This is a genomic window from Dechloromonas denitrificans, assembly GCF_001551835.1.
In the GTDB taxonomy this organism is placed as follows: Bacteria; Pseudomonadota; Gammaproteobacteria; order Burkholderiales; family Rhodocyclaceae; genus Azonexus; species Azonexus denitrificans.
Genome location: NZ_LODL01000035.1, coordinates 22,942 through 35,390, shown reverse-complemented (window position 1 = coordinate 35,390; position 12,449 = coordinate 22,942). Strand labels below are relative to the sequence as shown.

The window sequence follows — 12,449 nt, the reverse complement described above, 5'->3', positions numbered from 1 at the left end:
TTATCCATTCCTTTGGCAAAAATCCAAATCAAATATTTGGTTGGTGCTTAGGTGTTCTCTGATTTCGCCCAGTTGGTGTGATGTTCATCGAGGTTGCCTGCCCGGATCAAACTCCAAGCATTTGAATTGGAGCGTGCGCCACCTATGCAATTCCGATGAGGTCGGGAGCTGCGCCATCTTTAGATTCTGAAAATACTGCTTGCGGTTGGTAGTGCCTACAGAGCGGCTTTGCCTAGCAGCCCTTGGAGCCGGCTCGACGACGAAGGTCCGCTGTCAGCAGGGGCGTAGGAAGGCATCAGACCCGAAGCGGACATAGCTCTTTGACAGGCCTTGGTGACCCGGCAGGCTGAACCCGCAGTATATTTGTCCTCACACAATAAATAATAGGAGCTTGCAAAAATGGGATTCACCTCGGACGTGCGTACTAAAGTCCTCATCCGAAGTGCCCGAATTTGCTGCCTTTGCTTCAAGCAATGCGGCACCAAGATCGAGGTACATCACATTGTTCAGGAGGCGGACGGAGGTCCAAATACTGAAGCCAACGCATTGCCCGTTTGTTTCGACTGTCACGCCGAGGTGGGCAACTACAACCCTCGTCATCCCAAAGGAACGAAATTCAGAGTCGACGAGCTTAAAACCCGTCGCGATAACCTTTATAAGCTGGTTGAATCGGGGGCGTTGCTTGCGCAGGTACTTGTAAAGCAGCTTCCCGCCGGCACTGCGGGCAAATCTGCTGAAGCGGTGAATAGCGATATCAAAGCGCTACCGTCGCATGCGGAACCGGACGAGGAGTCGCGAGAGTTCTTGAAACGAATTCTCAAGTCTACGACAGCACTGGATGCCCTTGGGAGTAAGCTGAAAATTCTGGGCCAAGACAATGCGGCCTGGGTTCTCGACTCACTGGTCAATCGCACCAAGGAGTCTGTTCGCCCGATAGAGGTCCTTGCGCGGCTGATGCCTAGTCTGTCAAATGACCAGAAGCTTCTCGCAATCGAGCGAACCCTGCGAAATGTGACGCTGTTCGGGGAGACAGAGGGGAAGACAGCTGTTCTAACTGAGTTCGGCGGGGAAGTGCTTCAAGTTTCAGATGAGTCGCTGAGATTTGCGTTTTTTCGCGATGTTTTTGAGATCGTCGAACATGACCAGTTTGATGAGGTCAATGAATTAGTTCCAGCGCTAGTTGGGGCACAAGAGTGCCTGCCCGAAGCTTTGTGGGCTGATTATGTGAAACTACTGATCAACCAGTCAGGTTCGCAGTCGTTCAAGGGTGCTCCTGCAGCTAAACGAGCGTTGACTAAGCTATCCAAGGGCATGGTAATCGCTGGATTACTGGCACTTACGCCTGAGGTTGTGTGCCGATTCGGTCACAACCAATTTGAGTCCGTGCACCGTCTTGCCGCTCAATATGGTGACCATGTAGATGGAGCACAAGGTACCGTCATAAGAGACTTGACCACAAAGTCGTGGAAGGCTTTTTACGACAAATATGAGCCCGATTGATTGGGATCCGGCAATGGCGAGGTTGTTGCTCGATTTTGAGGCACAAAGATGGTCACCCATCGAACCCTTCACCGGCTGCTCTTGGCCGACAGATCGACGAAGACCTCGAGATCTTTCTCAAAGCAGAGGTGCTAAACGCTGACCAGTTGCTAGCCGAAGATGCCGCCGTTGTGGCCGGTCGCGCTCTGCGCGTGGCCCGTATTACTCGCCAGCTTGCCCGATGGAGTCACCTTCTGAGCAATCTACTTGAAAAACGCGGCGGTCTTCAAGGCGCAATGCAGTTAAGTGCCCACCCCAAAGACAACCGGAGTCCAGCGCGAATAGATTTGGCATTAGTTTCAGACCCAGTGCTGACCAATGCCCTGTCACCAACACGGCTTCCGCACTGCGTCTCCTCGGAACTTCGAACCAAGGTAGAAAACCCGGTGGGGCGGAGTTAACTTCACCTTTGAAGTGAAAGTCCATCCGGCCTTCAGGCGTACAAAACCGCATGCGTGTCATGGCGTTAATAATGACTCGCAGTCGGGGCCAGCCAGTAAGATCATCTGACCAAGCATCGGGGTCGCTGCCCCACATCTGTTGTGTGAAGTCATGGTATTGCGGTCCTTGCAGGACCTGCTCAACTTCGCGTGAAAGTTCACGTGCCCGCACTACGCTCCATTGTGGAAGTAGGCCGGCATGTACTAAGCAATAACCATCGTCAACGTGACAAAGTGGTTGGTGGCGTAGCCAGTCGAGGAGTTCGGCGCAATCCGGAGCATCGAGAATCTCCTGAATGGTGTCATCCTTTCCTCGAAACTTGGCTGCGCCCTCTGAAACCATCAGTAGGTAAAGATCGTGGTTTCCAAGCACAGTCACTGCGGCGTCTCCCAAGCTCTTTACGAAACGTAATGTTTCAAGAGATTTTGGCCCCCGGTTCACTAGATCTCCGACGAGCCAGAGCTTATCTTGCAGTGGATTGAATTTGCAGCATTCCAGAAGAGCTTGAAATGAATTAAAGCAGCCTTGGATGTCACCAATTGCATATGTTGCCATGGCACTGTTTCCTCACTCAATACAATGCGGTAATAGAGCGAAGCGCATCAACGGGCACGATCCACAATACACGTGGCTTTGTTAGAAAAATCCATAATTCGAGATGTTTGTAACTTGGGGTGTAGCCAACTATTTATATGGGCTCGTTGGCGCCAAATTGTCCACAATAATAGTCATTTAAAGGTCGCCGATGGCGTAGGTGGCCATTATTCGACGGTGACGCTCTTGGCCAGGTTGCGCGGCTTGTCCACATCGGTGCCCTTGACCAGCGCAGCGTGGTACGAGAGCAGTTGCAGCGGAATGACGTGCAGGATTGGCGACAGTTCGCCGTAATGCTCGGGCAGGCGCAGGATATGGACGCCTGCCGATTCGGGGATTTCCGAGTCGGCATCGGCGAAGACATAGAGTTCGCCACCGCGCGCCTCGACCTCCCGGAGGTTGGATTTCAATTTGTCGAGCAACTGGTCGTTCGGCGCGACCGAAATGACCGGCATGTTGGCATCGACCAGGGCCAGCGGGCCGTGCTTCAGTTCGCCGGCCGGGTAGGCTTCAGCGTGGATGTAGGAAATTTCCTTGAGCTTCAGGGCGCCTTCCAGGGCGATCGGGTAGTGCCGGCCGCGGCCGAGGAACAGCGCATGCTGCTTGTCGGCAAAGCGCTGGGCCCAGGCCTTGATCGCCTCTTCCAGTTCGAGCACCTTGTGCACGGCGACCGGCAGATGGCGCAACTGGTCGATGTAGGCCGCTTCCTGTTCGGCGCTCAGGCGCTGCTTGACCTTGGCCATGACCAGGGTCAGCAGGAAGAGCGCAGCGAGCTGGGTGGTGAAGGCCTTGGTCGAGGCAACGCCGATTTCCGGGCCAGCCCGGGTGATGAAGCGCAGGGCGCATTCGCGGACGATGGCCGATTCCGGCACGTTGCAGATGGCCAGCGTCTTTTGCTGGCCGAGCGACTTGGCGTGGCGCAGTGCGGCCAGCGTGTCGGCGGTTTCGCCGGATTGCGAAATGGCGACGATCAGCTGGCGGGGATTGGCGACCGAGGTGCGGTAGCGGTATTCGCTGGCGATTTCGACATTGCACGGCACGCCGGCAATGGCTTCGAGCCAGTAGCGTGCGGTGTAGCCGGAGTGACTGCTGGTGCCGCAGGCGAGGATGAGGATCGAGTCGACATCGGCCAGCAAGTTGCCGGCTTCGGCGCCGAAAATGCCGGGTTGGATGGTCTTGCTGCCGCCGACGATTTCCAGCGTGTTGGCCAGCGCTTCCGGCTGCTCGAAGATTTCCTTCTGCATGTAGTGCTGGTAGTTGCCGAGTTCGACGGCGGCGGCCGACAGTTGCGACACATGCACCGGCCGGTCGACCGGCGTGCCGTCGAGGCGAGTGATCTTGACCGATCCGGCGGTCAACTCGGCAATATCGCCATTTTCCAGATAGACCATGTGGCGGGTGACCTGGAGCAGGGCCGAGGCATCGGAGGCGGCGTAGTTGCCGGTCTCGGAAACGCCGAGCAGCAGCGGCGAGCCTTCGCGGGCGACGACGACCTTGCCCGGCTGGCGCTGGTCGATGACGGCGATAGCGTAGGCGCCGACCAGGCGGCGGCAGGCGATCTGTACGGCGGCGAACAGGTCCGGCTCGGCCTTGAGCGTCGCTTCGATCAGGTGGGCGATGCTTTCGGTGTCGGTTTCCGAGGTGAAGACGTAACCCTTAGCTGTCAGTTCGCGGCGCAGGCTTTCGTAGTTTTCGATGATGCCGTTATGGACGACGGCGATCGACCCGGAAATGTGCGGGTGGGCATTGCGTTCGCAGGGCACGCCGTGGGTCGCCCAGCGCGTGTGGGCGATGCCGGTCACCGCTTGGGTGCCGGCCGAGGCGCTTTCCAGCTCGGCAACGCGGCCGACCGAACGCACCCGCTCGATGGCGTTGGCGCCGATGACGGCCAGCCCGGCCGAGTCATAGCCCCGGTATTCGAGCTTCTTCAGGCCTTCGACGAGGACGGGGACGATGTTGTTGCCGGCTGCTGCCGCGACGATGCCGCACATAGCTGATCCTTAAACCTTGTAGTAATCGCGATACCAGGCGATGAAGCGGTCGACGCCTTCCTGGATGGGGGTGGCCGGAACGAAGCCGACCCAGTCGTTGAGCAGGCTGGTGTCGGCGTAGGTGGCCGGGACATCGCCATCCTGCAGCGGCAGCAGGCGCTTTTCGGCCGGCATGCCGAGCGCCTTTTCGATGGCGCCGATGAAGTCGAGCAGTTGCACCGGGTTGTTGTTGCCGATATTGAAGACGCGGTAGGGCGCATTGCTCGTCGCCGGGTCGGCGGAAATCGCGTCATAGGCCGGGTTGACCGCAGCCGTGCGGTCGAGGACGCGAATCACGCCTTCGACGATGTCGTCGATGTAGGTGAAGTCGCGCTGCATGTTGCCGAAGTTGAAGACATCGATTGGCCGGCCTTCGAGGATGGCCTTGGTGAACAGGAAGAGGGCCATGTCCGGGCGGCCCCACGGGCCGTAGACCGTGAAGAAACGCAGGCCGGTGGTCGGCAGGCCGAACAGGTGGCTGTAGGTGTGGGCCATCAGCTCGTTGGCCTTCTTGGTCGCGGCATAGAGGCTGACCGGGTGGTCGACGCTGTCGTGCTCGGAGAAGGGCATCTTGGTGTTGCCACCATAGACGCTGGAGCTGGAGGCGTAAACCAGGTGCGCCACCTTGTTGTGGCGGCAGCCTTCGAGGATGTTGGTGAAGCCGACCAGGTTGCTATCGACGTAGGCGTGCGGGTTTTGCAGCGAATAGCGGACACCGGCCTGGGCGGCGAGGTGGATCACCTTGTCGAACTTCTCGTCGGCGAACAGCTTTTCCATACCGGCCCGGTCGCCGACATCGAGCTTGACGAAGCGGAAGCCGGGCAGCCCGGTCAGGCGGGCTAGCCGACTTTCCTTGAGCGAGACCTCGTAGTAGTCGTTCAGGTTGTCGAGGCCGACCACTTCGTCACCGCGCGCCAGCAGGCGCAGCGAGGTGGTCATGCCGATAAATCCGGCGGCGCCGGTCACGAGAATTTTCACGGAATCACCTTCGAGGGAATTTTCTGGATTTTACCGCAGTGCAGCATCGGTGTTTCTGCGTTCCAGCATTTTGGAATATTTCATCATGCTGTTGAAACAGCCGATGGCGATATGAATCAGGCCCGGCAGGCCGTCGCGGAAGCCCTGGCGGATGATGTAGAACTTGATGAAGCGGACCAGCGGACTCAGTGCGATGCGGGCGAAGCTCGTCCGTTTGCCGGCCTGCAGCGCCATCTCGGCGGCCAGCGTCGTGTAGCGGTTCTGCTTGGTCAGATAGGTAGCCAGCGACTCGGCCGAATCGTGCAGCAGGTCCCCGGTCAGCGTGCCGACCGGCGCTTCGGTGACGACTTTTTCATGCACGGCATCGGTCGACCAGCGCGCCTGGCGGCGGTCGAACAGGCGCAGGCTCCAGTCCGGATAGCCTTCGCCGTGCTTCAGATAGCGGCCGAGAAAGCGGTTGCAGCGCGGAAAGCGGAAGGCTGCGGTGGACGGATTGTTCAGGGCATTTTTGATGCTGGCCTGCAGGGCCGGGCTGACCCGTTCGTCGGCGTCGAGGCAGAGCACCCAGTCGTGGCGGGCGGCTTCGACGGCGAGCTGTTTCTGCGGCCCGAACCCCAGCCAGTCCTGCTCGATGACGCGCGCTCCGTAGCTTGCGGCCAGGGCCTGCGTACCGTCCGTGCTGCCCGAGTCGATGACCACGATGTCGTCGGCGAAGCGCACGCTGTCGAGGCAGGCCGCCAGTTGCGAGGCCGCATTGAGCGTGATGATGGCAATGGAGAGCGGCTGGCGCGTAGCAGGCATTTATAATCGCGGCTTCGAAAGCCGCCATTTTATCCGCCGATGCGCATACTGATTGTGAAAACTTCCTCGCTCGGCGATGTGATCCATAACCTGCCGGTGGTCAGCGATATTCGGCGGCAGTTCCCGGCGGCGACGGTGGACTGGTGCGTCGAGGAGAGTTTTGCCGCCATTCCGCGCCTGCATCCCGGCGTCGACCGGATCATTCCGGTGGCGATCCGGCGCTGGCGCAAGAAGCTTTTCCAGTCGGCTACCTGGCGCGAGATCGGCGCCTGCCGCGCCGCACTGAGAAGGGGCGGCTACGACAAGGTGATCGACACCCAGGGTCTGGTCAAAAGCGCCATCGTCGCGCGCTGGGCCAAGGCGCCGCTGGCCGGCTATGCCGCCGATGCGGCCCGCGAACCCTTGGCCGCACGTTTTTACGACGAGCGTTTCAGCGTCGCCACCGACTTGCACGCGGTCGTCCGGAATCGCCAGTTGGCGGCGGTGGCGCTGGCCTACCCGCTCAGCGGCGAACCCGACTACGGCATCGCTGTCGCGGGCGGCGCCTTCGACTGGCTGCCGGCGACGCCCTACGTCGTCTTCCTGACGGCGACCAGTCGCGACGACAAGCTGTGGCCGGAGGACAACTGGCTGGCGCTCGGTCGGCAACTCTACGAACTCGGCTATTGTGCCGTGCTGCCCGGTGGCAATTCGGTCGAGCGCGAGCGGGCGAACCGTCTGGCGGCCGGCATTCCCGGCGCGGTCGCCGCGCCGCCGATGAGCATTCCCGAGTTGGCCAGCCTGCTGGCCGGCGGCCGCGCCGCCATCGGCGTCGATACCGGCCTGACCCATCTCGCCGTTGCCCTGAAAATACCGACCGTGGCGCTGTACACCGCGACCGATCCCGGCCTGACCGGCGTTCTGGGCAGCGGCTTCTTCCGCAATCTCGGCGGCAAGGCGCAGCTGCCGACGGCCGCCGCCGTGCTGGCCGAACTGCAAGTGGCCCTCGCCTGATGGCCCGCCTCGCCTACACGCTGTTCCTCTACCTGATCACGCCGCTGATCTGGCTGCGCCTGCTCTGGCGCGCCCGCAAGCAGCCCGAGTACCTGCGCGACGTCGGCGAGCGCTACGGCTTTTACCGGCAAGCGGTGCCGGCCCAGCTGATCTGGGTGCATGCCGTTTCGGTCGGCGAAACGCGCGCCGCCCAGCCGCTGATCGAGGCGCTACAGGCGCGCTGGCCGGCGCACCGCATCTTGCTCACCGGCATGACGCCGACCGGGCGCGAAGCGGGGCGCCAGGTCTATGGCGAGCGCGTCATCCAGGCCTATCTGCCCTACGACTACCCGGCTGCGGTCGACCATTTTTTCCGGCACTTTTCACCGGCCTTCGGTGTGCTGATGGAAACCGAAATCTGGCCCAACCTGCTGGCCCGGGCCAAGGCCCGGCAGATTCCGGTGCTGCTCGCCAATGCCCGCCTGTCGGTGCGTTCGGCCCGTGGCTACGGCAAGTTCGGCGCTCTGTTGCGGCCGGCCTTTGCCGCCTTGAGCGGCGTCGCGGCGCAAACGGCGGGTGACGCCGAGCGCATTGCCAGGCTCGGCGCGCCGCAGGTCGAAGTCTGCGGCAACCTCAAGTTCGACGTCGCGCCAGCGCTCGACAAGATCGCCCTCGGCCAGCGCTGGCGCGCGGCTGTTGGCCAGCGTCCGGTCTGGCTGGCGGCGAGCACGCGCGAGGGCGAGGAAGCCTTGATCATCGATGCCTGGCGTCGGGCGATGCCCGGAGACGCCTTGCTGGTCGTGGTGCCGCGGCATCCGCAACGTTTCGACGAAGTCGCCGATCTGCTCGCCGCACAGGGGCTGAGTGTCGTCCGGCGCAGCGCGGGCCTGCCGGAGGCGGCGACGCAGGTCTGGCTCGGCGACAGCATGGGGGAAATGGCGGCGTACTATGCGCTGGCCGATCTCGCCTTCATCGGCGGGAGCATGTTGCCGCTCGGCGGCCAGAACCTGATCGAGGCGGCGGCCTGTGGCTGCCCGGTGCTGGTCGGGCCGCACACCTTCAACTTCCTGCAGGCAACCGAGGATGCGATTGCTGCCGGTGCTGCTAGGCGGGTTGGCGATGCCTCAGAGCTGATTGCTGCGGTCGACCGCCTGCTGGGGCAAAAAACCGAACTGGCGGCGATGCGCACCGCTGCGGCGCAATTTGCGCGGGCCCATCAGGGCGCCACGCAGCGCATGCTGGCGCTTATTGCGCGCTGGACGGATCGAGCAGGGTGTTGATCTGGGCGATGTCGTCGTCGCCCAGCGCGCCGACCGCTGCCTTCAGCCGCAGTTGCGCCATCAGCGTGTCGAGGGTGGCTTTCGCCAGGTCGCGGCGGGTGACATAGACCTGGTTTTCCGCATTCAGCACGTCAATATTGATGCGGACGCCGACTTCGTAACCCAGCTTGTTCGATTCCAGGGCCGACTGCGACGAAACGAGCGCCGCTTTCAGTGCCCTGACCTGGGCCAGGCCGTTGGTGACGCCAAGATAATACTGGCGGGCCGAGAGGGCGGCGCCGCGCTTTGCCGCTTCCAGTCCGGACTGGCTGGCGCTGCGGTTGGCGGCGGCTTCGCGCTGACGCGAGACGACCAGGCCGCCTTGGAAAAGCGGGATGTTCAACTGGAGGCCGACGTTCTGGTAATCGGTGTCGAGCAGGCCGAAGGCGGTCGAGCCGTAGGCCTTGGAGTTGCCGGCATTGGCCACCAGATCGAGGGTCGGGTAATGCCCGGCCCGTTGCTTGTCGACTTCGCGTTCCGCCAGGTCGGCATTGGCCTGTTGGATCTGTACGGCCAGGCTATCCTTCTCGGCCGCCGCCACCCACTGGTTCATGTCGTTCGGCTGCGGCTGGGTAAGCTGGGCATCCTTGCGGGTCGGCGCCAGTGGCCCCGGTTCCTTGCCGATGATGGCCTGCAGGCTGCGCAGTTTGACTTCGAAGTCGCTCTCGGCGGCAATTTCCTGAGCTTGGGCCAGGTCGTAACGGGCCTGGGCTTCATGGCTGTCGGTGATGGTGGCGGTGCCGACTTCGAAATTCTTCTTGGCAGACTCCAGTTGCTGACCAATGGCCAGCTTGTTGGCGCGGACGGCCTTCAGATTCTCGATGGCATAAATGACGTCGAAATAAGCCTGCGAGACACGCAGGATCAGGTCCTGGCGGGCCTGCGTGAAATTGGCTTCGGCCTGCACCACCTGAATCTTCGACTGGTCGTAGGTGACCCAGTTCTGCCAGCGGAACAGCGGCTGGCTCAGCGTCAGTTGATAGCCGTTGCTGTTGAATTTCGGTTTGCCCAGCGTGTTGCCGTTATGGAACGAGATTTCATTCTCATTCCAGACCGTATTGCCGGACAATGTCAGGCTGGGCAGCAAGCCGGCCCGACCTTGCGGCATCTTTTCGCGGCCGGCATCCAGCGTGGCGCGGGCGGCGGCAAAAGTCGGATCGTTGTCCTGCGCCTCGCGATAAACCTGCATCAGGTCGGCTGCCATGAGCGGCGAGGCGAGCAAGGGGGAGATCAACAGCCAGGCGAGCTTTTTCATGCCATTCTCAATAACGACGCATTTTGGGATCGACTTCCCCGGCCCAGGCATCGACGCCACCCATCAGGTTATGCACCGCAGCGTAGCCTTTGCGCTCAAGAAACATCGCAACCTGCATGCTGCGGCCGCCGTGGTGGCAGATGACGACGATTTCCTGATCCGGGTCGAGCTCTTCGCAACGCAGCGGAACCGTGTGCATCGGGATGTGCTGCGAGCCCGGCAAGTGGCAGAGTTCGAATTCCCAGGGCTCGCGTACGTCGAGCAGGACGGGCTGGGGCCGGCCGGTATCGGCCAGCCACTCGGCCAGTTCGCGTACGCCGAGTTGCTGCATCAGAAGGCGAAGCCGGACTTGGCGGCAATGCTGTCGAGGGCGGGCGTTACCGTTTCGAACAGATTGACCGTGTTGTAGATGCCGTCGGCGACGCAGGTGATCAACTGGGCTTCCATGACCGGGGCTTCGCCGACGACGACGGCCAGGCGGCCACCGACGCGCAGTTGCTTGAGCAGTGCGTCGGGCAGGGTTGGGACCGAACCGGAGACCAGAATGACATCGTAGGGGCCACGCTGTGACCAGCCATTGGCGCCATCGCCAACTTCAACGGCCACGTTGGCAACGCCGGCCCGCTCCAGGTTCTGGCGGGCAAAATCAGCCAGTTCCGGGCGGCATTCGACGGTGACGACATGCTCGGCGCGAGCGGCCAGCAGGGCCGCCATGTAGCCGCTGCCAGTGCCGATTTCCAGCACCTTGTCGGTTTTCTGGACGCCCAGTTCCTGGAGCAGGCGGGCTTCGATGCGCGGTGCCAGCATGACCTGGCCGCTGCCGAGCGGAATTTCCAGATCGGCGAAGGCCAGATTGCGGTAGGCAGCCGGCACGAAATCCTCGCGCTTGACGACGAAAAGCAGGTCGAGAACCTGCGGATCCAAAACCTCCCAGGGCCGGATCTGCTGTTCAATCATGTTGAAGCGGGCTTGCTCGATATTCATTTGGGTTCTCCGCAGGCTTAATATTAGCACAAGCTAATATATTGATTCCGACAAAGCAAAATTATACCTGACTCTCCGTTGGTCGCTCGCACAGGCCCTGGCGCAGCAGATCGACGTGGATTTTCAGGTAAAGGCCAGCATCGCTTTCCTGGCTTTGGCAGCAGGCCAGCGAAAAACGCCAGATCAGCAGCATCAGAATCGGGGCGATGATGACGTCGATCGTCGTTTCGACATCCAGCCGGCGGAATTCGCCGCTCGCCATGCCGCGCTCCAGCGCAACACCGACCAGGGCGCGGCCGCGGCAGATGACGTTCTCGTAATAGAACTGCGCCACTTCCGGGAAATTGCGCGCTTCGGCGACCATCAGTTTGGGAATGCCGGCAAAGCCGGTCAGGCCGATTTTGCCCCACCAGTTATTGAGCAGCTTTTCCAGCAGGTCGAAAGCGCTGCCGGTGTGCTGGGCGGCGATCGCTTCGTTCTCGGCGACCACTGGCAGGATGCCTTCCTGGATGACCGCCTTGAACAGCGCTTCCTTGCTATCGAAGTAGAGATAGAGCGTGCCCTTGGAGACCCCGGCGCGGCTGGCAACATCTTCCAGGCGGGTTGCCGCGAAGCCTTTTTCGACGAACAGGCTCAGCGCGGCGGCGGTCAGTTCGGACGGCCGGGCTTCCTTGCGGCGTTTGCGGGGGGCTGCGACAGCGGGCATGGGTAACTTAATGACTTGAGGGTCATTAAGTTACCACCGCCTTTTGTCCGGGGTCAACGACCTTCCTTGATCAAACGACCGGCGACTGGTTGGATCGGGCGGGCGTTGTTTTTGTAGAGCCGGCTGAAGATGTTGATCTGGTCCGGCGAGACCTGGGCCGGCTGTTTCATGACCAGCCACAAGACGCCTTCCGAGCACGGCGGCGTCGTCAGCGACCCCATGTAGGTGTAGTAGTTGCGGCTTGCCGGCAGCAGCGTCATCGGGTCGATGATCGGTCCCGGCGGCGAGACTTCGAGGTTTTTCTCGAGCGGCAGGTTGTTCCACAGCGTCTGGATGAACGGGTTCTCGTTGCCGCGTTCGAGCAGCACGGCCACCACCGCCAACTGGCCTTCGTCCGACTTGTGTACCAGGTGCACCACCATGTCGAAGCGCTGGCCGTTGATTTTTTCTTCCGACGGCCGGTGGAAATGGAACTGGACCAGTTCGTAGGTCTTGCCGGTCAGGCTGATCGAACTGTCGCCGACCGCCACTTGCACGGTGTGGCCGTTATCGACGATGCGGAAGGTCGAAGGGCGGTAGTTGAACTTGATCGGTTCGAGATCGACCTTGATGCCGTCCTTGATGTCGATCGGCGACTGGCGCTGGCCGATGGCGCAGGTGGTATTTTTCGGGTCCAGCTTCGACCAGTTTTCCGGCCCGCCGGCACCTTCGTAGTCCCAGTGGATGTGGGCGTGCTGCAGGGCCGGTTCGCTGTGCGCCAGTTCGAGCATGTAGCCGCCTTCCTTGGCCGGCTTTTTGGCTTTGGCGGTCGGTGCCGTCGAATGGACGAC

The 12,449-nt window shown here is 61.4% G+C and carries 12 protein-coding genes; 3 read left to right on the top strand and 9 right to left on the bottom strand.

Features of this window, described 5'->3' with window-relative positions:
- Positions 1-399: 399 nt before the first annotated feature.
- The gene (locus AT959_RS15000; RefSeq protein ID WP_066884599.1) at positions 400-1,500 is read left to right on the top strand and encodes an HNH endonuclease; all 1,101 of its coding nucleotides are present in this window, start codon (positions 400-402) and stop codon (positions 1,498-1,500) included.
- A gap of 201 nt (positions 1,501-1,701) precedes the next feature.
- On the opposite strand, the gene AT959_RS20665 is transcribed toward AT959_RS15000, so the two are convergent.
- From AT959_RS20665 to AT959_RS14985, 4 genes are all read right to left on the bottom strand, one after another.
- Positions 1,702-2,535: a symmetrical bis(5'-nucleosyl)-tetraphosphatase gene (locus AT959_RS20665; RefSeq protein WP_083518449.1), complete on the bottom strand. Its 834-nt coding sequence runs from the start codon at positions 2,533-2,535 to the stop codon at positions 1,702-1,704.
- Between the two features lie 206 nt (positions 2,536-2,741).
- Positions 2,742-4,565, bottom strand: a complete 1,824-nt coding sequence (gene glmS, locus AT959_RS14995; RefSeq protein WP_066884596.1) for a glutamine--fructose-6-phosphate transaminase (isomerizing) — start codon at positions 4,563-4,565, stop codon at positions 2,742-2,744.
- A gap of 9 nt (positions 4,566-4,574) precedes the next feature.
- Positions 4,575-5,582 (bottom strand): NAD-dependent epimerase, encoded by a 1,008-nt coding sequence (locus tag AT959_RS14990; protein ID WP_066884593.1) that lies wholly within the window; start codon positions 5,580-5,582, stop codon positions 4,575-4,577.
- Between the two features lie 30 nt (positions 5,583-5,612).
- On the bottom strand, positions 5,613-6,383 hold the full coding sequence (locus tag AT959_RS14985) for a glycosyltransferase family 2 protein (protein ID WP_066884591.1): 771 nt from the start codon (positions 6,381-6,383) through the stop codon (positions 5,613-5,615).
- 54 nt (positions 6,384-6,437) lie between these two features.
- On the opposite strand from AT959_RS14985, the gene waaC reads away from it, so the two are divergent.
- A complete protein-coding gene (gene waaC / locus AT959_RS14980; RefSeq protein WP_240481858.1) occupies positions 6,438-7,376 on the top strand; it encodes a lipopolysaccharide heptosyltransferase I in 939 nt (312 codons plus the stop codon).
- Positions 7,373-8,635: a lipid IV(A) 3-deoxy-D-manno-octulosonic acid transferase gene (waaA, locus tag AT959_RS14975; protein WP_205629956.1), complete on the top strand. Its 1,263-nt coding sequence runs from the start codon at positions 7,373-7,375 to the stop codon at positions 8,633-8,635. The genes waaC and waaA overlap by 4 nt, the downstream gene beginning before the upstream one ends.
- On the opposite strand, the gene AT959_RS14970 is transcribed toward waaA, so the two are convergent.
- The 5 genes from AT959_RS14970 to AT959_RS14950 all read right to left on the bottom strand — a co-directional run.
- Entirely contained in the window at positions 8,601-9,929 is a 1,329-nt protein-coding gene (locus tag AT959_RS14970; protein ID WP_066884582.1) for a TolC family outer membrane protein, read from the bottom strand. The genes waaA and AT959_RS14970 overlap by 35 nt on opposite strands.
- Before the next feature lie 7 nt (positions 9,930-9,936).
- The gene (locus AT959_RS14965) at positions 9,937-10,260 is read right to left on the bottom strand and encodes a rhodanese-like domain-containing protein (protein ID WP_066884579.1); all 324 of its coding nucleotides are present in this window, start codon (positions 10,258-10,260) and stop codon (positions 9,937-9,939) included.
- Positions 10,260-10,913 (bottom strand): protein-L-isoaspartate O-methyltransferase family protein, encoded by a 654-nt coding sequence (locus tag AT959_RS14960; protein WP_066884576.1) that lies wholly within the window; start codon positions 10,911-10,913, stop codon positions 10,260-10,262. The genes AT959_RS14965 and AT959_RS14960 overlap by 1 nt, the downstream gene beginning before the upstream one ends.
- Before the next feature lie 61 nt (positions 10,914-10,974).
- Entirely contained in the window at positions 10,975-11,619 is a 645-nt protein-coding gene (locus AT959_RS14955; RefSeq protein WP_066884573.1) for a TetR/AcrR family transcriptional regulator, read from the bottom strand.
- A 53-nt stretch (positions 11,620-11,672) separates the two neighbouring features.
- The coding region (locus AT959_RS14950) for a carbonic anhydrase (RefSeq protein WP_169795483.1) at positions 11,673-12,449 on the bottom strand (777 nt) is incomplete at its 5' end.